This is a genomic window from Pseudomonas sp. SDO524_S393, assembly GCF_054071875.1.
Genome location: NZ_JBSVVZ010000029.1, coordinates 1 through 19,327, shown reverse-complemented (window position 1 = coordinate 19,327; position 19,327 = coordinate 1). Strand labels below are relative to the sequence as shown.

The following is a 19,327-nucleotide window of genomic DNA, read 5'->3' as shown; positions in this document are numbered from 1 at the left end:
GGCAACAGAAAAGAGGGCGTGAGCCCGGCGCCGTGCGCGTAATTTCAAGTGAGTTTCCCCCATGAAAAGCCAACCCGATGTCGCCCGAATGGCGGCCGAGGTAGTGACGCAGTTACCGGTGCCTTCGCGCCTCGGTATGCTGCGTTTCGAGCGGCTTAATGAGGCAAGCTGGGCCCTCCTGTACCTCGACCCCAATTGCGAGCGCCAATTCGGCCTGCCGGCGGTTGAGCTGTGCGCCCTGATCGGCACCCCCTACGCCAGCCTGATGGAGCCCCAGGCGCGCTATCAACTGCATGACGCGATCCAGCAGCAACTGGCCCAGAGCCCCCATTACCTGGTGCGCTACACCTTGCACACCAACGATGGCCCCCTGAGCCTGCTGGAAATGGGTGAAGCCTACAAACAACACAACCGCCATCTGCTGCGCGGCTACCTGATGGTCGTGGACGGCCTGTTCAGCGAAACGCCTTCCGCGGGCCCGACGGCTGACCTGGAGAACCAGAACAGCCGCCTGCAGATCGCCCTGGAGCTCAACCAGCGCGCACAACAGGAGCAGTTGCAGCACCTGGAACGGGTACGCGCCCAGCAAGAGCTGATCCTGCTGCTGGCTCGACAACGCTACACCACGTCCAATTCACTGCAGGAAGCGGCAGAGCTGATCACCCGCAGCGCCTGCGATATCTACCAGATCGACTGCGCCAGCCTGTGGAACCTTGAAGGCCAGCGCCTGGTGCCGATTTCCGCTTACCACCGCGCCGATCAGCAACATCACCTGCCCGAGCCGATCGACGCCAGTGGTTTTCCGGATTACCTCGAAGCCTTGCACACCAGTCGCGCCATCGACGCCACCAACGCCATGCGTGACCCGCGCACCCGGGAAATGGCCGAGAACCTGCGCGCCAAGGATGTCTACGCCATGCTCGACGCGAGCATCCGTGTGGACGGTCAGGTGGTCGGCGTGCTGTGCCTGGAACAGACCGGCAGCCCGCGCGCGTGGCAGACCGATGAAATTGCGTTTGCCGGCGAGATGGCGGATCAGTTCGCGCAAGTGATCAACAACCATAACCGCCGCACCGCCACCAGCGCCCTGCACCTGTTCCAGCGGGCCGTGGAACAAAGTGCCAACGCCTTCCTGCTGGTCAATTGCGACGGTGTGGTGGAGTACGTCAACCCCAGCTTTACCGCGATCACCCAATACAGCGCCGAAGAAGTCCACGGCCATCGCCTGGCACAATTGCCGGCGCTGGAGAATCTCAGCGAATTGCTGTTCGACGCGCCCTCGAGCCTGGCCAAGAGCAACAGCTGGCAGGGTGAATTCAAGAGCCGCCGCAAGAACCTGGAGCCCTACTGGGGCCAGCTGTCGATTTCCAAGGTGTATGGCGACAACCGCGAGTTGACCCACTACATCGGCATCTACGAAGACATTACCCAGACCAAGCTTGCGCAACAGCGCATCGAACGCCTGGCTTACACCGACAACCTGACCAACCTGGGCAACCGCCCGGCGTTCATCCGTAACCTCGATGAACGCTTCGCCCGGGACAGCGACAGCCCGATCAGCCTGCTGCTGGTAGACATCGACAACTTCAAGCGCATCAACGACAGCCTCGGCCACCAGACCGGCGACAAGTTGCTGATCAGCCTGGCCCGGCGCCTGCGCAACAGCCTGAGTGCCGGCGGCAGCCTTGCACGCTTTGCCAGTAACGAATTCGCAGTGCTGCTGGACGACACCGATCTGGAAACCGGCCAGCAGATCGCCGGCCAATTGCTTGCCACCCTCGACAAACCGATGTTCGTCGACAACCAGTTGATCAGTGTGACCGGCTCCGTGGGCCTCGCCTGTGCGCCCTTGCATGGCCGCGATCCGCAGACCCTGATGCGTAACGCCGGCCTGGCCCTGCACAAAGCCAAGGCCAACGGCAAACACCAGGTACAGGTGTTTACCGAGGCGCTCAACGCCGAGGCCAGCTACAAACTGTTCGTGGAAAACAACCTGCGTCGTGCACTGACCCAGAACGAGCTGGACGTGTTCTACCAGCCCAAGCTGTGCCTGCGCAGCGGCCGCTTGCTGGGCATGGAGGCGCTGTTGCGCTGGAACCACCCGGAAAAAGGCATGATCCGCCCCGATCAGTTCATCAGCGTGGCGGAAGAGACCGGGCTGATTATCCCCATCGGCAAATGGATCGCGCGCCAAGCCTGCCGCATGAGCAAGCAACTGAGCGCCGCCGGCATGGGTAACTTGCAGGTGGCGATCAACCTGTCCCCCAAGCAGTTCTCCGACCCGGACCTGGTGGCATCGATCGCCGCCATCCTCAAGGAAGAACAGCTGCCGGCCAACCTGCTGGAGCTTGAGCTGACCGAAGGTCTGCTGCTGGAAGCCACCGAAGACACGCGCCTGCAACTGGACCAGCTGAAAAGCTTCGGCCTGACCCTGGCCATGGACGACTTCGGTACCGGTTACTCGTCGCTGAGCTACTTGAAAAAATTCCCCATCGACATCATTAAGATCGATCGCAGCTTCATCCACGAAATCCCGGATAACCAGGACGATATGGAAATCACCTCGGCAGTGATCGCCATGGCTCACAACCTCAAGCTCAAGGTGGTGGCCGAGGGCATCGAGACCGCCGAGCAATTGGCATTCCTGCGCCGGCACCGTTGCGATGTCGGTCAGGGCTACCTGTTCGACCGGCCGATTCCCGGTGCAGAGCTGCTGGCGTCGCTCAAACGCTACCCGCGCGGGCCAATCGCCTGACAGCGCTGTAACACTCGGGCACACTGGCTGTCTGATTTCTTACATTACTCACTCTGACTGAGAGGACTGATCATGGCCTTGCGCTCGGAAATTCTGGTGAACAAAAACGTGCTCCCTACTGCAGAACAAGCTTTGCCTGGCCGCGAAACCCCGATGGCGCTGCCAGAGACTCACTTCGTCAACGGCACGCCGCTGCTGGGCCCGTTCTTTGAAGACGTGGGTTTTGCGATTTTCGGCCTCGGCTGCTTCTGGGGCGCTGAACGCCGCTTCTGGCAGCGTGATGGCGTGGTCAGCACCGTGGTCGGCTACGCCGGCGGCTACACGCCGAACCCGACCTATGAAGAAGTCTGCTCGGGCCTGACCGGCCACAGTGAAGTGGTGCTGGTGGTGTATGACCAGGCCAAGCTGAAATACGAAGATCTGTTGAAAATGTTCTGGGAACTGCACAACCCGACCCAGGGCATGCGTCAGGGCAACGACATCGGCAGCCAGTACCGCTCGGTGATCTACGCCACCACGCCAGAGCAATTGGCAGCAGCGCAGGCCAGTGCCGAGGCGTATCAGGGGGAACTGACCAAGGCCGGCCTGGGCGTGATTACCACGGAAATCGAAGAAGCCCCGACGGTGTACTTCGCCGAGGCGTATCACCAGCAGTACCTGGCGAAGAACCCGCAAGGGTATTGCGGGATCGGCGGCACAGGCGTGACTTGCCCGATCTAAAGCCAAAAGCATCGCGGGCAAGTCGAATCGTCGCACCGCCGCTCCCATCTTGGAATGCATTCCAAATGTGGGAGCGGGCTTGCCCGCGATAGCGTTCTGACGGGCAACTATTTACTCGGCGATCAGCCAATCCATCTGCCACCCACCCTGGGTCTGGCCAAGTTTTTTGGACAGCCACGGCAGCAACTCACGCAGTTCCTCCTCCAGGCCCCACGGCGGGTTGGCAATCGCCAGGCCCGAGCCGGTCAGGGTGTTGGGGGTGTCCAGCGGGTGTACCAGCAACTCCACACGCAGCAGCTTTGGCGCACCGGTGCCGGCCAGGTCCTGGTAGAAGCGGCGCAACATGCGCTGGTCTTTCACCGGGTACCAGATCGCCGCAACGGTCTGGCGCATACGCCCCACGGCGTCCTTGAGGGATGCGGCACAGCGTTGCATCTCGTCGAGTTTTTCGAACGGCGGATCAATCAGCATCAACGCGCGTTTTTCCGGCACCGGCAGCAGGGCTCGCGGTACGTGCCAGCCCTCGCCCAGATGCACTTTGACCCGGCGATCGCCCTTCATGTTGTCCTTGAGCAGCACGCCGTCATCCGGGTGTTTCTCATTGAGCAGCACGCGATCCTGGGGGCGCGTCAGCCGACGCGCCAGTTCCGGCGAACCCGGGTAGTAGCGCAGCTGGCCATCCGGGTTCATCTCGTGCAGCACACGCATATAGTCAGCCGTCAGCGGCGGCAGCTCGCTCTCGCCCCACAGACGTGCGATGCCTTCCAGGTATTCACCGGTGCGGTTGGCCTGGTCACCCTGCAAGTCATACAGACCGATGCCGGCGTGGGTATCGAGGTAGGCGAACGGCTGCTCCTTGCGCGACATCAGGGCGATGAGGCGGGTCAAGGTCAGGTGTTTGAAGACATCGGCATGGTTGCCGGCGTGAAAGGCGTGACGATAATTCATGGTTGCTCCTGCGCAGGGGGCGAAGTTTACCTTCTACAGGGGCAAAGGTGCAGGGTTGCGTGTCGGGCCGATACCGTCGCCACAACCCGTGAGCTCAGGTCAGTTCCAGCGCCAGGTAATCGACCAGAGCATCATGGCTGACACCCGGGCTACGCGCGAAGTAGGTGATCTTGTGCTGCAACGTCTCAGGTTTGAACGCGGTGTACAAATCAGGACGTTGCTCTTCAAGCCATTGCAGCAGGTTATCGATCAGGGTTTGCGGTGACTGCTCCGAGAGATGTTTCAGCAAAGGTGCGGGAACCCGCCACCATGGGCTGGTTTTGGCCGCCGCCACCGCGTCCGTCGCCACCGACAGCGATTGGCCATTGATCAGATAGCGCTGGAAAACCGGCAATATTTCAGCCCCACACTGCTGAAGGATCGGCAGAAACTGAGCGCCATCCCAGAAACGCAGGAACACCTCCTGGCCGTCGGGCAGGCGCACCTTCGTGAGGCTTTGCAAATGCGCAACCACGGTTTCCAACGAGCTGGACGATACCGCCAGCCAACCCCAGTCGGTTGAATCGGTATTTGCTATCCAATCGAGGAAGGGGCAGTTGGGCTCGATGATGCCGACATAGGGCATCACCTCACTCCATTCGGCATAGGCCGTGCCCGCCCAGATAGGCTGAAGCAGCACCCCGGGTGTCAAGGCTCGCCAAACATTGAGTGGCTCTGCATCGCTGACGCTACTCAGGACGACGAACAAACACTCGGTAGATTGAAGCGGGTAGTGGGATTGCCACGCGCCGGGCAGTAACCGCTTGAGCATTTGAAATATTCCTTCTCACACATAAAGTAGATAAGTAATCCGTGTTCAGCAGTTACCCCGCCTAAAACTCTCATTTAAGCCAGCCGACATATTCACCCACACACCACAAAGTAATCGCATACCCCCCCATACCTATTAAAAAAAAGCCCCAGAGCCTCAACTCACGCATCAATCGGCGAGGGACTTTGTCCAACTCTTCACGCGTAACAGCTCCATCCCTAATATAGGTTTTCTGAAAAATAAACATTCCTACGACAGCATTCACAAAAAAGGTCTTGCTGAAAAAATCAGGACCAATAAAATTTTTACGATAAGAGACCAATTTTGAAGCACCCAGACACTGCAATATCTCATCGACTTTACAATATGAAAAATACACCTGCCCTATTAAAACAATAACTCCCCATATCGCCGCGACTACCAAACAATACGAATATAAAACCCTTGCGCCTTCCATACTTACTTCATCCCCTCATAAACGACCTCCCCCAGCTTGCCCCCTAACTGAGTACCGCCCTCTCCGCCTAATGCTGCCCCAGCACCCACAACCACCACTCCGCAAACTAACCCGCCAAGGCCAACGGTTCCTGCGCCTATGGCAATACATACTGGAGTGGCTAACAATGTGCCCAAGTACGCACCCACGCCACCACCGCCAACGGAGCCCACAAAACTCCCGCCCTCCGTGAGCTTAACTTTCCTACACTCGGCCGCACTTCCAACCCAACAGGTTTCCTTGACTTTCAGTGCTGAAGCCGAAACCCCCAGTCCAATACCGACGAACCCTCCCATTTTCATGTACTGGCTCGCCCGAGCCACCCCCTGAATATGTGTTGCATATCCAGGAATTCCTCCTGAGACACCCGCCTCCTTCCAATGATGAACAAGACTTCGACTAGAGATGCCCATCGCACTTTTTAGCTTCGGATGATCGGGCATTCCAACGCCTTTGCGCACTAGGGGACCAAGACCGTCATCCAACTGATTTAACAAAATTTTTCTCTCGGCAAAGAATTCCTCACCTTGTAGCTTTCCATATTTAAGAAAGGTATCAACATGTAACTTTTCAAGGCTCTTGAGGTTATTTGTAATATCGACCAAGTTTTTTTCTACCATTGAGGATCCCACCCCCATTGCCATCGAGCTCTGTGCCAAAAACGCACCAATCTCTTGATGGTGCTCCACCATAAACGCCGCGTCCTCATCACTCATCGGCGCCACCGCATCGTTTACCTCACGTGCAGCCCCCATCAGCAGTGCCTCTTCACGAGTACATTGGCTGTTGAGCGGATCGCTAAGGACGAGCATCTGCCCCGGCCTGGCGTATTGTGTGAGCTGCGGATTGAGGCTGCGAAAGCGCTCGAGGACGATAGCGCTGGGCGATTCGAACAGCGATTTTTCCAACGCATCCAGAGACATCGCGCGTTGCACGATATAAAAACCGGGCTAGACACTTGAGGCCCTACCATCAGCCCCCCCCTTAACAGCGTGTTGCGCAAGGTCACACTGACCATTCTTGCAACGCTCACACTCTTCGCAAAACGGCGCGCTTCGCTTCAAGCTGGCCACTTGCACAGGGCTCAACGGTGCCGGAATGACCGCCAGCAGCTTTTCCTTGATTCCAGGTATCAGCGGTGACGCTGGTGGAGCCAACGCTCCACCCAACTGGATGGGCACACTGCTGAAAATACCGCCCGCCGACAGTGTGATGGACTGTCCGCCCGCCTGAATCGTAACGGTGACGCCCGCGTCGATGACCACGCTTTGCCCGGCGCCGATCTGAATCGTCCGCCCTGCACGCATCTGCTGCGAACCACCGACCACCAAGTGGTCGTCCTGCTTGAGTTCAGTCAGGCGATTGCCGTGGGTGATGCGCTGTTCTTCGCCTTGCAGCTCATGATGGGACTCGCCTCCCACGGTTAGCCGATGGTCATGCAACACATGCTGGGTCCAATCCCGCTGGGCACGCAGGTAAATTTCCTCGGCACCCTTGCGGTCTTCGATGCGCAGTTCGTTGTAGCCGCCACCACCGGGGCTGCTGTGGCTGCGGAAGATACTGCGGGTCTTTTCGGCCGGCAGGTCGAGGGGCACCGGCGTGGCCGCGTTGGGCAGGCAGCCCATCACCAGCGGCATATCCATGTCGCCATTGACGAACCCCACCAGCACTTCCATGCCCACCCGCGGAATCAGCACCGCGCCATAGCGATCATGGGCCCAGCTACTGGCGACCCGCAGCCAGCAACTGGAATGCTCGTTGCGCTCACCTTCACGGTCCCAGGCCAACTGCACCTTGACCCTGCCGTATTCGTCACAGTGAATCTCACTGTCCACGGGGCCGGTGACCACCGCATGCTGATAGCCCGCAACGCTGGGGCGCGGTTGTTCCGGCAGCGGTGGACGAAAGATCACATCCCATGGCAGCGCGACAAACTCATTGCGATAACCCTGACGAAACGCCCCGCCCGGCACTTCGGTCACGGCCTCTTCCAGCACCTGGGGTTGCTTGCCCTCATGGGTGACATGGGTCACCAGCCACAGGTCGTTCCACTCCTCGCGCAAGTGCCCGCTCAAGGTGAGAAACCGACCACTGGCCAACGCCGGTTCATCCCCTTTGCCATGCGCCTGCCGGTACTCGCTACGGTGGCGTTCCAAACCGCGCTGGGCGAGGTACTTGCCATGGGCGCGGTCGGCAAAGTGACCGGGATAGGCCTGTTGCTCCAGCAGCGGAAGTTGTTCCCCGGCCACCTCACTCTCGAGAGTCAGACGCGGCTTGCGGAAGTCGTAGTCCCGCAGGTTGACGCTTGAGGGACGGGTTTGCAGTTGCACCGCAAAACGCTTGATCGCCGAGGTATCCGCCACCATTCCAGACCCGGGGCTGTAAGGCGTCGACTGATCCGCCCGGGCAAATACGGTCTGGTCGTCCCCGAATACCAGCAGATGGCGATCAGCCGCATGCTGGAAGTGATAGTGAATACCCGCTTCGGCACACAGCCGCTGAATGAAGGCCAGGTCGGTCTCGCCGAACTGCACGCAGTACTCGCGCGCTGGGTACGTGCCGCTCAGCTGGAAACGGTGCCGGTCGCTCTGAATGCCCTGCCCTACCAAGACCTGTGCAATGATCTGCGGCACCGTCTGGTGCTGGAAAATGCGCTGATGACTGCTGTGCGCCAGGTACGCCAGTTGCGGCACCAGGCTGACCTGGTAGCGCGTCAGCCGACGCCCGGAATCGCCTTGGGCCACCCGGGATATCAGGCCGTGCACGCCGTGCCCCTGATCGTCGAATGCGAGATAGGCCTGACGGTGCATCAAGCTTTCCAGGTCGATATCAGGCTGTTCACTGACCAGTTCCAGGTCAAAACAGTAGGGCTGACTGATGGCTTCCATACCGCTGAACTCGAAAACCTTGAGTTCACTGGGTGCCCCGTCGAGGGTCAGGGTAAAGGCGCTTTGATTGGCAGGAGCGAACATCCGATGTTTCTCTGCGAGGAAGAGGCGGACGATTCTGCACCACTGTTTCGTCCTGCCGAACACAGACCGAGCAAATCAGTAAAACCCTACGCTCGCAGGTCGGAACCTTCTTCGGACCGATGAAAACCACGCATATAAAAAGGCCCGCTATCCGTAGGACGCGGGCCTCTTTTTCAACTCATGGGGCGCTCGGCACCCAGCGAATCATTTGTTGAGCTTGTAGTCTTTTTCTGCCGCATCAAAGCGCGCAACCATACCCGCGGTCGGCGCACCCAGCTTGCTCACGAGGTAGATCGCCAGACTGGCGAAGATGAAGCCCGGGATGATTTCGTACAGGCCGAGCAATTCGAAATGTTTCCACACGATCACGGTGATCGCACCCACCAGGATGCCGGCCAGTGCGCCGTTACGGGTCATGCCTTTCCAGATCACCGAGATCAGCACCACAGGGCCAAACGCCGCGCCGAAGCCGGCCCAGGCATAGCTCACCAGGCCCAGTACGCGGTTGTTCGGGTTGGCGGCCATGGCGATGGCGATCAAGGCAACCACCAGCACCATGAGGCGACCGACCCACACCAGCTCAAGCTGCGAGGCATTCTTGCGCAGGAAGGTCTTGTAGAAGTCCTCGGTCAAGGCGCTGGAGCACACCAGCAACTGGCAGCTCAGGGTACTCATCACCGCCGCCAGAATGGCCGACAGCAGCACACCGGCGATCCATGGGTTGAACAGCAGTTTGGCCAGCTCGATGAACACACGTTCGTGGTTTTCGGTGACCGGGCCCGCCACTTCCGGATGGGCCGAGAAGTAGGCGATGCCGAAGAAGCCCACCGCCACGGTGCCGCCCAGGCACAGGATCATCCAGGTCATGGAGATGCGGCGCGCGTTGGCAATCGACTTCACCGAATCCGCCGCCATGAAGCGCGCGAGGATGTGCGGCTGACCGAAGTAACCCAACCCCCAGCCCATCAGCGAAATGATGCCGATGAAAGTGGTGTTCTTCAGCATGTTGAAGTTGTCGGGGTTCTTGGCTTCGATGGCCAGGAAGGTGGTATCGACGCCGCCGGTGGCCAGCAGCACGATGATCGGCGTGAGGATCAACGCGAAGATCATCAACGTGGCTTGCACGGTATCTGTCCAGCTGACGGCCAGGAAACCGCCAACGAAGGTGTAGGCGATAGTCGCTGCGGCACCGGCCCACAGGGCGCTCTCGTAGGACATGCCGAAGGTACTTTCGAACAAGCGGGCGCCGGCCACGATGCCGGAGGCGCAGTAGATGGTGAAGAACACCAGGATCACGACGGCGGAGATGATCCGCAGCAGGCCGCTTTTATCTTCGAAACGGCTGGAGAAGTAGTCCGGCAGGGTCAGGGCGTCGCCGTTGTGCTCGGTCTGCACCCGCAGGCGACCGGCCACGAACAACCAGTTGAGGTAGGCACCGACGATCAGGCCGATGGCGATCCAGCTTTCCGACAGGCCGGACATGTAGATCGCGCCCGGCAGGCCCATCAACAGCCAGCCGCTCATGTCGGAAGCGCCGGCCGACAAGGCCGTGACCACGCTGCCGAGGCTGCGACCGCCCAGGATGTAATCGGAAAGGTTGTTGGTGGAGCGATAGGCCATGAAGCCGATCAGCACCATGGCAGCGATGTAGATCACAAACGTGATCAGGGTGGGATTGGTAACGCTCATAAAAGTGACGCCCTGGCTTTGTTTTTATGTAGCGGCGGTCTGTCAGACGGCCACCCGCTGTGTAGAGGGGTAGACGAAGCTGAGTGCCGCGCATTTATGACTGACGTTTCCCCAGGAAAGCCGTCAGCCGATGAACCGAACCTTGAGTTGGTTGCACCTTGGGCGCGAATGCTATTCAACAAAGCAAATAAGGTGCAACCAGTTTCTTGAGAATAAGTTGCACCTTGGTACATTTCAGGCAAAACCCACGTTTTTTGCTCCCTTTCGGAGCAAGAACAGCCGATTTCAGAAGTAAACGCACCAAGACGAAGCGAAATCTAAGTTTCCTGGATTTTTTCCCGATCACGATCAAAAATTTCATGAAGAAAATGGGTTGCACCCGGTTGCACCTCACCATTCGCAAAGCTAATCTTGCCGCCAGCTGATGCCACTCGGTAGTGGCACCCATGAGGATAAGAAAATGGCTACGACCACCCTTGGGGTCAAACTCGACGACCCGACCCGCGAGCGCCTGAAGGCTGCCGCGACCTCCATTGATCGCACGCCGCACTGGCTGATCAAGCAGGCGATTTTCAATTACCTGGAGAAACTGGAGGGTGGTGCAACCCTGACCGAACTCAATGGCCTGAGCAGCAATAGCGCTGACGACGCCGGCGAGGTCCAGACCGACCACGCCCACCAGTGCTTCCTTGAATTCGCCGAAAGCATCCTGCCGCAGTCGGTGTTGCGCGCCGCCATCACCGCCGCCTACCGCCGCCCCGAGCCGGAAGTGGTGCCGATGCTGATCGAACAGGCCCGCTTGCCGGCGCCGATGGCCGAAGCCACCAACAAGCTGGCGGCTTCGATTGCCGAGAAACTGCGCAATCAGAAGAGTGCCGGTGGCCGTGCCGGTATTGTTCAGGGCCTGTTGCAGGAATTTTCCCTGTCGTCCCAGGAAGGCGTTGCCCTGATGTGCCTGGCCGAAGCGCTGCTGCGCATCCCGGACAAAGGCACCCGCGACGCGCTGATCCGCGACAAGATCAGCACCGGCAACTGGCAACCGCACCTGGGCAACAGCCCGTCGCTGTTCGTCAACGCCGCCACCTGGGGCCTGCTGCTGACCGGCAAGCTGGTCGCCACCCACAACGAAGCCGGCCTGACCTCGTCCTTGAGCCGCATCATCGGCAAGAGCGGCGAGCCGATGATCCGCAAGGGCGTCGACATGGCCATGCGCCTGATGGGCGAGCAGTTCGTCACCGGCGAAACCATCGCCGAAGCCTTGGCCAACGCCAGCAAGTTCGAAGCCAAGGGTTTCCGTTACTCCTATGACATGCTCGGCGAGGCCGCCCTCACCGAACACGATGCCCAGAAGTACCTGGCTTCGTACGAACAAGCCATTCATTCCATCGGCAAAGCGTCCCACGGCCGTGGGATTTATGAAGGCCCGGGCATCTCCATCAAGCTCTCCGCACTGCACCCGCGCTACAGCCGCGCGCAGTACGAGCGCGTGATGGACGAGCTGTACCCGCGCCTGCTGTCCCTGACCTTGCTGGCCAAGCAATACGATATCGGCCTGAACATCGACGCCGAAGAAGCCGACCGCCTGGAGCTGTCGCTGGACCTGCTGGAACGCCTGTGCTTCGAGCCGCAACTGACCGGCTGGAACGGCATCGGTTTCGTGATCCAGGCTTATCAGAAACGCTGCCCGTATGTGATCGATTACGTAATCGACCTGGCCCGCCGTAGCCGCCACCGCCTGATGATCCGCCTGGTGAAAGGCGCGTACTGGGACAGCGAGATCAAGCGCGCCCAGGTCGAAGGCCTGGAAGGCTATCCGGTGTACACCCGCAAGGTGTACACCGACGTTTCCTACATTGCCTGCGCACGCAAACTGTTGTCGGTACCGGAAGTCATCTACCCGCAGTTCGCTACGCACAACGCCCACACGCTGTCGGCCATCTACCATATCGCCGGCCAGAACTATTACCCCGGCCAGTACGAGTTCCAGTGCCTGCACGGCATGGGCGAACCGCTGTACGAGCAGGTTGTGGGCAAAGTTGCCGATGGCAAGCTGAACCGCCCGTGCCGCGTGTACGCACCGGTCGGTACCCACGAAACCCTGCTGGCGTATCTGGTCCGCCGCTTGCTGGAAAACGGCGCCAACACGTCGTTCGTCAACCGTATCGCCGACCAGTCGATTTCGATTCAGGAACTGGTGGCTGATCCGGTCGCGAGCATCGAGCAGATGGCGACCGTCGAAGGCGGTTTCGGCCTGCCGCACCCACGCATTCCACTGCCCCGCGACCTGTACGGCAGCGATCGCGCCAACTCGGCCGGGATCGATATGGCCAACGAACACCGCCTGGCGTCGTTGTCCTGCGCCCTGCTGGCCACCGCCCACAACAACTGGAAGGCCGCGCCGATGCTGGGTTGCGCGTCCAGCAATCAAACCGCCGCCCCTGTGCTGAACCCGTCCGATTTGCGTGACGTGGTTGGCCAGGTGCAGGAAGCCACTGTCGAAGACGTCGACAATGCCATTCAGTGTGCCATCAACGCCGGGCCGATCTGGCAGGCCACTCCGCCCGCCGAACGCGCGGCGATCCTGGAGCGCGCCGCCGACCTGATGGAGGGCGAGATCCAGCCACTGATGGGCCTGCTGGCCCGCGAAGCCGGCAAGACCTTCGCCAACGCCATCGCCGAAGTGCGTGAAGCCGTGGATTTCCTGCGCTATTACGCGGTGCAGGCACGCAACGATTTCACCAACGACGCCCATCGCCCATTGGGCCCGGTGGTGTGCATCAGCCCGTGGAACTTCCCGCTGGCGATTTTCAGTGGTCAAGTCGCTGCTGCATTGGCCGCCGGCAACCCGGTATTGGCCAAACCGGCCGAGCAAACCCCGCTGGTCGCCGCCCAGGCCGTGCGCATTCTGCTGGAAGCCGGCATCCCTGAAGGCGTGCTGCAATTGCTGCCAGGCCAGGGCGAAACCGTCGGTGCTCGCCTGGTCGGAGATGATCGCGTCAAAGGTGTGATGTTCACCGGCTCCACTGAAGTTGCGCGCTTGCTGCAGCGCAACGTTGCCGGGCGCCTCGACGCCCAGGGCCGTCCAATCCCGCTGATCGCCGAGACCGGTGGTCAGAACGCGATGATCGTGGACTCCTCGGCCCTCACCGAACAAGTGGTGATCGACGTCGTCTCCTCGGCCTTCGACAGCGCCGGTCAGCGCTGCTCGGCCCTGCGTGTGCTGTGCCTGCAGGAAGATTCGGCAGACCGTGTGATCGAGATGCTCAAGGGTGCCATGGCCGAATGCCGCCTGGGCAACCCGGAACGTCTGTCGGTGGATATCGGCCCGGTGATCGACGCCGAGGCCAAGGCCGGCATCGAAAAACACATCCAGGCCATGCGCGACAAGGGCCGCACGGTGTATCAAGTAGCGATTGCCGACGGTGAAGAGATCAAGCGCGGCACCTTCGTGACACCCACCCTGATCGAACTGGAAAGCTTCGACGAACTGCAACGGGAGATCTTCGGCCCGGTGCTGCACGTGGTGCGTTACAAGCGCAAAGAGATCGACCAGTTGATCGGCCAGATCAACGCTTCCGGGTATGGCCTGACCCTGGGCGTGCACACCCGCATCGACGAGACCATCGCCAAGGTGATCGACAACGTCAACGCCGGTAACGTCTACGTGAACCGCAACATCGTCGGCGCCGTGGTCGGTGTGCAACCGTTCGGCGGCGAAGGCCTGTCGGGCACCGGCCCGAAAGCCGGTGGCCCGCTGTACCTGTACCGCCTGCTGTCGACACGTCCTACCGATGCAATCGAACAGTCCTTCGTTCGCGGCGACACATTGGCCGCACCGGACGTGCGCCTGCGCGATGCCATGGGCCAGCCGCTGACCACCCTGAAAACCTGGGCCGACAGCAATCAGTTCAGCGACCTGAGCGCTCTGTGCAGCCAGTTCGCCGCGCAATCGCAAAGCGGTATAACCCGCCAACTGGCCGGCCCGACCGGCGAGCGCAACAGCTACGCCATCCTGCCCCGCGAGCACGTACTGTGCCTGGCGGACGTGGAAGGCGACCTGTTGACGCAACTGGCGGCAGTGCTTGCCGTAGGCGGTTCGGCGGTATGGCCGGAGACTGAGCTGACCAAGGCCTTGTTCTCACGCCTGCCGAAGGACATTCAGGCGAAGATCAGGCGCGTGGCTGACTGGACCAAGGATGAGGTGGTGTTCGACGCGGTTCTGCACCACGGTGATTCCGATCAATTGCGCGCGGTGTGCCAGCAAGTGGCGCAACGGGGCGGGGCGATTGTCGGGGTACAGGGCTTATCCCAGGGCGAAACGGCGATTGCGCTGGAACGCCTGGTGATCGAGCGGGCGTTGAGCGTCAACACGGCTGCGGCGGGCGGTAACGCCAGCCTGATGACTATCGGCTAACGGTAGAAACGCAGTAAACCCTGTGGGAGCTGGCTTGCCTGCGATAGCGGCGGATCAGCGACAAAGATGTCGACTGGCACGGCCTCATCGCAGGCAAGCCAGCTCCCACAGGGACCGCGTCTGTTTTGCCGCTCCATCACCCAGATCAATCTTGCTATCCAGCCTCTATTCGCGCACTTAGACTCGGCCCTATTCCCACATAGGTAACCCGCCATGTCCGAGACGCTGCTCAGTTCCCGCAATCTGGCTTTCGAGCTGTACGAAGTCCTCGATGCCGAGGGCCTGACCCAGCGCGAGCGGTTTGCCGAGCACAACCGCGAAACCTTCGATGCCGCGATCAGCACAGCGCGCAGCATCGCCGAAAAGTACTTCGCCCCTCACAACCGCAAGAACGACGAGAACGAACCGCGCTTCGAGAATGGCGAGGCGATCCTGATTCCTGAAGTGAAAACCGCCGTGGATGCCTTCCTCGAAGCCGGTTTCCTCAATGCCGCGCGAAGTTTCGACGCCGGCGGCATGCAACTGCCTACCTTGCTGTCCCAAGCCTGTTTTGCACACTTCCAGTCGGCCAACGCCGCGTCCACGTCTTACCCGTTCCTGACCATGGGCGCGGCCAACCTGATCGAAAGCTTCGGCACCGACGATCAGAAACAACGCTTCCTGCAACCGATGATCGAGGGCCGCTTCTTCGGCACCATGGCCCTGACCGAACCCCATGCGGGCTCGTCACTGTCGGATATTCGTACACGGGCAGAGCCTGCGGCCGACGGTACTTATCGACTCAAGGGCAACAAGATCTTCATCTCCGGTGGCGACCATCCGCTGTCGGAAAATATCGTGCACATGGTGCTGGCCAAGCTGCCCGACGCGCCGCCCGGGGTGAAGGGCATTTCGTTGTTCATCGTGCCCAAGTTCCTGGTCAACGACGACGGCAGCCTGGGCCGGCGCAACGATGTGCTGCTGGCCGGGCTGTTCCACAAGATGGGGTGGCGCGGCACCACGTCCACGGCACTCAACTTCGGCGATAACGGCGACTGTGTCGGCTATCTGGTAGGCAAGCCGCACCAGGGCCTGAGTTGCATGTTCCAGATGATGAACGAGGCGCGCATCGGCGTGGGCATGGGCGCGGTAATGCTCGGCTATGCCGGTTACCTTTATTCGCTGGACTACGCCCGCGAGCGCCCGCAAGGTCGCCTGCCCGACAGCAAAGACCCGACCACCGCACCGGTATCGATCATCCAGCATGCCGATATCAAACGCATGCTGCTGACCCAGAAAGCCTATGTGGAAGGCGCCTTCGACCTGGGTCTCTACGCCGCGCGCCTGTTCGATGACACCACGACGCTGGGCACCGAAGCCGAACGCAAGCAGGCCCATGAACTGCTGGACCTGCTCACGCCTATCGTCAAATCCTGGCCGTCGGAGTTCTGCCTCAAAGCCAATGAACTGGCGATCCAGATTCTCGGTGGCCACGGCTACACCCGCGAATACCCGGTGGAACAGTATTACCGTGACAACCGTCTGAACCCGATTCATGAAGGCACCCATGGCATTCAGTCCCTGGACCTGCTCGGGCGCAAGCTGGCGCAAAACGGCGGCGCAGGCTTGAAGCAACTGATCAGACTGATCGCCGAAACCGGCGCCCGTGCCCAGCAATATCCAGGCCTCACCCCACTCCGGGAGCCGCTGGAACACTTGGTCAACCGCCTGCAAACCGTCACCCTCGGCCTGCTGACGGATTTGGCCCAGGGCAAGGTCAACAGCAGCCTGGCAAATTCGGCGCTGTACCTCACAGTATTCGGGCACACGGTGATTGGCTGGCGCTGGCTGGAACAAGCCATACACGCAGAAGCAGGGTTGGCCACCGGCAATGCGGCGGATGTGGCCTTCTATAAAGGCAAGCTCCAGGCGGCCCGGTACTTCCTGACCTGGGAAATACCGGGCTGCCATCATGCACTGGCGATTCTGGAAGCACGTGACGATACGTGCCTGGCCATGCAGGATGAATGGTTCTAAGGCTGTCCGATCGCCTTGGATATCACCTCGACCGTGGCGCTGACTTGCTCTTGGTAACGGTCGAGTTCCTGCTGGTGACGCTTTTGCATGTCGATCTGTTCGGCACACAGGTTCAAGGCGGCCAGCACCAGTAGTTTGTCTCCGATCAGGGTCGGGTACTTTTTCTTGGTGGTGGCCAGGGAGGCCTTGAGCAGGGTCACGGCGCTCATCAGGGTCTGGTCTTCCCCGGCCGGAGCCTTGATCGAGTAATCCTCTCCGAGAATCGAAACGACCTTTATGCCTTCATTCATGCGCTGACAGGACCTGCGCTCACGCGCTCAACCAAGGCCTGGATACGGGCGGCGGTGGCGCCTTGTTTCTCTTCCTGCTCCATCAGGCTCAATTGCAGGCTGTCGTTCTCATCCTTGGCGCGGGCCAGTTCGGTCTTGAGGGATTCGTTGGTGCCCAGCAGGTCCTGATTCTGTTGTACAAGGTCGCTGACCAGCTGTTCCAGCTGACTGAGGGATGCTTCTAACATTTTGATTTCTCGGGCTTTTTAAAAGGGCGGTGACGATAAAGAAAATTCACCTCGGATGCCAGGGTTTATCCCCGGCGTGCGGCCCGATTTCCAAGGGCCGGGCCACACTTTCGAGCCTTAGTGACTGCATTTCCCCCATCTGGTTCCTGAAACCCTCTGCCCCCTCGTCCGATGCGACAAAAACGCACACCCCCTTAAGACTTTAGTCGCATGACCGATAGGTCATACACACCCCGTCTCATGACCGCACGGATCGCGCTTCTCCCAGGATCACAACATGTCGCTTCGTAATATGAATATCGCTCCGAGGGCCTTCCTCGGCTTTGCGTTGATTGGTGCACTCATGTTGTTTCTCGGTGTATTTGCCCTGAACCAGATGAGCAAGATCCGCGGTGCCACCGAAGACATCACACTGTCCAGCGTGCCGAGCATCCGCGCCCTCGACGAGTTCACCCAATTGACCCTGCGCCTGCGGGTGCTGTCATACCGCCTGCTGACCAACCGCGAACCGGACGTACAGCAAAAGACCCTGGAAGCCTTCGACCTGCGCAACCAGCAGATCCGCACCGCCCAGGCCGTCTACGAAAAACTGATCGACAGCCCCGAGGAGCGCGCCGCCTACGACGAATACGTGCGTTTGCTCGGGCAGTACCGCCAGATCGAAGAGCGCATGAAGAGCCTGTCGCAGGCCAATCAGATCGAAGCGCTGCGCACCCTGCTCAACACCGAACTGTTGAGCAATTCCGACCAGGTCAATTCGGTGCTCAACCGCCTGCTGGAGATCAACAACAAAATGGCCCTGGCCACCAACCAGCAAGCCGAAGACCAGTACAACCTGGCCTTCAATATGGTGGTCGGCCTGCTGGTGAGCGCCACGGCGCTGACCCTGCTGTTCGCCTGGCTGCTGACCCGCAGCATCACCGTGCCCATTGCCCAGGCACTGGAAGCGGCTGAAGAAGTCGCCGAAGGCAACCTGACCCGTCCGATCCACGTCGAAGGCAATGACGAAGCCGGTCGCCTGCTGGCGGCGATGGCCAAGATGCAGGACAAGCTACGCGACACCCTGCAACGCATCGCAGGTTCGGCCACCCAGCTGGCGTCCGCGGCAGAAGAACTGAACGCCGTCACCGACGAAAGCGCCCGCGGCCTGACTCAGCAGAACAACGAAATCGAACAGGCCGCGACCGCCGTCAACGAGATGACCAGCGCCGTCGAAGAAGTCGCGCGCAATGCGGTAAGCACTTCGCAAGCTTCGCGTGATGCCACCGCCTCCGCAGGTGATGGCCGCGACCTGGTGCAGGAAACCGTGGGTGCCATCGAACGCATGAGCAGCGATGTGCAAGCCACCGCCACACTGATCAGCAACCTGGCCGACGAGTCCCGTGATATCGGCAAGGTGCTGGATGTGATCCGTGGCCTGGCCGACCAGACCAACCTGCTGGCCCTGAATGCGGCGATCGAAGCGGCGCGGGCCGGTGAAGCGGGCCGTGGTTTTGCTGTGGTGGCCGACGAAGTACGCGCCCTGGCCCACCGCACCCAGCAGTCCACCCGCGAGATCGAGCGGATGATCGGCAGTATCCAGGCCGGCACCGAGCACGCCGTGGATTCGATGCGCAACAGCACCGAACGCGCGGAGTCGACGCTGAACATCGCCAAGGGCGCGGGCCTGTCGCTGGAGACGATCAACACCGCGATCGTGGAAATCAACGAGCGCAACCTGGTGATCGCCAGCGCCGCCGAAGAACAGGCGCAGGTGGCGCGGGAAGTGGACCGCAACCTGGTGAACATCCGCGATCTGTCGGTGCAATCGGCAACCGGCGCCAGCCAGACCAGTTCGGCGAGCAGCGAGCTGTCGCGCCTGGCGGTGGATCTGAACGGGATGGTCAGCCGCTTCCGCCTCTAAATCAAAGCCTTCCTGGCTGAAGCTGATCTCCTGTGAGAGCTGGCTTGCCTGCGATAGCGGTGGATCAGCCGACTCCTCCAGTGACT

At 60.4% G+C, this 19,327-nt stretch carries 13 protein-coding genes and 1 pseudogene; 6 read left to right on the top strand and 8 right to left on the bottom strand.

The features are described 5' to 3' along the window. Positions 1 to 61 precede the first annotated feature (61 nt). Together ACW9IB_RS14755 and msrA are read left to right on the top strand one after the other, a co-directional pair. Positions 62 to 2,755, top strand: coding sequence for a putative bifunctional diguanylate cyclase/phosphodiesterase (locus ACW9IB_RS14755; protein ID WP_457414224.1), 2,694 nt, complete (start codon positions 62 to 64; stop codon positions 2,753 to 2,755). A 72-nt stretch (positions 2,756 to 2,827) separates the two neighbouring features. Continuing rightward, positions 2,828 to 3,475 carry a peptide-methionine (S)-S-oxide reductase MsrA gene (msrA, locus tag ACW9IB_RS14750; RefSeq protein ID WP_457368239.1) on the top strand — a complete coding sequence of 216 codons (648 nt, stop codon included), beginning with the start codon at positions 2,828 to 2,830 and terminating at the stop codon, positions 3,473 to 3,475. Between the two features lie 111 nt (positions 3,476 to 3,586). Here the strand turns inward: msrA and ACW9IB_RS14745 are convergent, their stop codons facing one another. From ACW9IB_RS14745 to putP, 6 genes are all read right to left on the bottom strand, one after another. After that, positions 3,587 to 4,423 carry a 23S rRNA (adenine(2030)-N(6))-methyltransferase RlmJ gene (locus ACW9IB_RS14745; protein WP_457414222.1) on the bottom strand — a complete coding sequence of 279 codons (837 nt, stop codon included), beginning with the start codon at positions 4,421 to 4,423 and terminating at the stop codon, positions 3,587 to 3,589. Positions 4,424 to 4,517: 94 nt separating this feature from the next. After that, positions 4,518 to 5,234 carry a DUF4123 domain-containing protein gene (locus ACW9IB_RS14740; RefSeq protein WP_457414221.1) on the bottom strand — a complete coding sequence of 239 codons (717 nt, stop codon included), beginning with the start codon at positions 5,232 to 5,234 and terminating at the stop codon, positions 4,518 to 4,520. A gap of 70 nt (positions 5,235 to 5,304) precedes the next feature. Continuing rightward, positions 5,305 to 5,691 (bottom strand): hypothetical protein, encoded by a 387-nt coding sequence (locus ACW9IB_RS14735; RefSeq protein WP_457414219.1) that lies wholly within the window; start codon positions 5,689 to 5,691, stop codon positions 5,305 to 5,307. A gap of 2 nt (positions 5,692 to 5,693) precedes the next feature. After that, positions 5,694 to 6,665, bottom strand: a complete 972-nt coding sequence (locus ACW9IB_RS14730) for a hypothetical protein (RefSeq protein ID WP_457414218.1) — start codon at positions 6,663 to 6,665, stop codon at positions 5,694 to 5,696. A 15-nt stretch (positions 6,666 to 6,680) separates the two neighbouring features. Continuing rightward, entirely contained in the window at positions 6,681 to 8,702 is a 2,022-nt protein-coding gene (locus ACW9IB_RS14725) for a type VI secretion system Vgr family protein (protein WP_457414216.1), read from the bottom strand. A 204-nt stretch (positions 8,703 to 8,906) separates the two neighbouring features. Next, positions 8,907 to 10,391 carry a sodium/proline symporter PutP gene (gene putP / locus ACW9IB_RS14720; protein ID WP_457368233.1) on the bottom strand — a complete coding sequence of 495 codons (1,485 nt, stop codon included), beginning with the start codon at positions 10,389 to 10,391 and terminating at the stop codon, positions 8,907 to 8,909. 460 nt (positions 10,392 to 10,851) lie between these two features. On the opposite strand from putP, the gene putA reads away from it, so the two are divergent. Together putA and ACW9IB_RS14710 are read left to right on the top strand one after the other, a co-directional pair. Next, positions 10,852 to 14,805 carry a trifunctional transcriptional regulator/proline dehydrogenase/L-glutamate gamma-semialdehyde dehydrogenase gene (putA, locus tag ACW9IB_RS14715; protein WP_457414215.1) on the top strand — a complete coding sequence of 1,318 codons (3,954 nt, stop codon included), beginning with the start codon at positions 10,852 to 10,854 and terminating at the stop codon, positions 14,803 to 14,805. A 213-nt stretch (positions 14,806 to 15,018) separates the two neighbouring features. Further along, positions 15,019 to 16,821, top strand: a complete 1,803-nt coding sequence (locus ACW9IB_RS14710) for an acyl-CoA dehydrogenase (RefSeq protein WP_457414214.1) — start codon at positions 15,019 to 15,021, stop codon at positions 16,819 to 16,821. Here ACW9IB_RS14710 and ACW9IB_RS14705 read toward each other — a convergent pair. Together ACW9IB_RS14705 and ACW9IB_RS14700 are read right to left on the bottom strand one after the other, a co-directional pair. Continuing rightward, complete coding sequence (locus tag ACW9IB_RS14705) at positions 16,818 to 17,111, bottom strand: cell division protein ZapA (protein WP_457368230.1); 294 nt, start codon at positions 17,109 to 17,111, stop codon at positions 16,818 to 16,820. The two genes, ACW9IB_RS14710 and ACW9IB_RS14705, sit on opposite strands and share 4 nt — an antisense overlap. Continuing rightward, entirely contained in the window at positions 17,108 to 17,338 is a 231-nt protein-coding gene (locus tag ACW9IB_RS14700) for a hypothetical protein (protein WP_457368229.1), read from the bottom strand. Before ACW9IB_RS14700 ends, ACW9IB_RS14705 begins: the two co-directional genes overlap by 4 nt. Before the next feature lie 277 nt (positions 17,339 to 17,615). Between ACW9IB_RS14700 and ACW9IB_RS14695 the strand changes: the two are divergent. After that, positions 17,616 to 18,338, top strand: a pseudogene (locus tag ACW9IB_RS14695) (MCP four helix bundle domain-containing protein); the annotation flags it as partial. A gap of 30 nt (positions 18,339 to 18,368) precedes the next feature. After that, positions 18,369 to 19,241 carry a methyl-accepting chemotaxis protein gene (locus ACW9IB_RS14690; RefSeq protein ID WP_457414270.1) on the top strand — a complete coding sequence of 291 codons (873 nt, stop codon included), beginning with the start codon at positions 18,369 to 18,371 and terminating at the stop codon, positions 19,239 to 19,241. The last annotated feature ends 86 nt before the right edge of the window (positions 19,242 to 19,327 follow it).

Excerpts from the sequence above, each read along its gene's own strand:
- ACW9IB_RS14745 (WP_457414222.1), bottom strand. The coding sequence starts at position 4,423 with ATGAATTATCGTCACGCCTTTCACGCCGGCAACCATGCCGATGTCTTC.
- ACW9IB_RS14700 (WP_457368229.1), bottom strand. The coding sequence starts at position 17,338 with ATGTTAGAAGCATCCCTCAGTCAGCTGGAACAGCTGGTCAGCGACCTT.
- ACW9IB_RS14725 (WP_457414216.1), bottom strand. The coding sequence starts at position 8,702 with ATGTTCGCTCCTGCCAATCAAAGCGCCTTTACCCTGACCCTCGACGGG.
- ACW9IB_RS14740 (WP_457414221.1), bottom strand. The coding sequence starts at position 5,234 with ATGCTCAAGCGGTTACTGCCCGGCGCGTGGCAATCCCACTACCCGCTT.
- putA (WP_457414215.1), top strand. The coding sequence starts at position 10,852 with ATGGCTACGACCACCCTTGGGGTCAAACTCGACGACCCGACCCGCGAG.
- ACW9IB_RS14735 (WP_457414219.1), bottom strand. The coding sequence starts at position 5,691 with ATGGAAGGCGCAAGGGTTTTATATTCGTATTGTTTGGTAGTCGCGGCG.
- ACW9IB_RS14710 (WP_457414214.1), top strand. The coding sequence starts at position 15,019 with ATGTCCGAGACGCTGCTCAGTTCCCGCAATCTGGCTTTCGAGCTGTAC.
- ACW9IB_RS14705 (WP_457368230.1), bottom strand. The coding sequence starts at position 17,111 with ATGAATGAAGGCATAAAGGTCGTTTCGATTCTCGGAGAGGATTACTCG.
- ACW9IB_RS14755 (WP_457414224.1), top strand. The coding sequence starts at position 62 with ATGAAAAGCCAACCCGATGTCGCCCGAATGGCGGCCGAGGTAGTGACG.
- putP (WP_457368233.1), bottom strand. The coding sequence starts at position 10,391 with ATGAGCGTTACCAATCCCACCCTGATCACGTTTGTGATCTACATCGCT.
- ACW9IB_RS14690 (WP_457414270.1), top strand. The coding sequence starts at position 18,369 with ATGGCCAAGATGCAGGACAAGCTACGCGACACCCTGCAACGCATCGCA.
- msrA (WP_457368239.1), top strand. The coding sequence starts at position 2,828 with ATGGCCTTGCGCTCGGAAATTCTGGTGAACAAAAACGTGCTCCCTACT.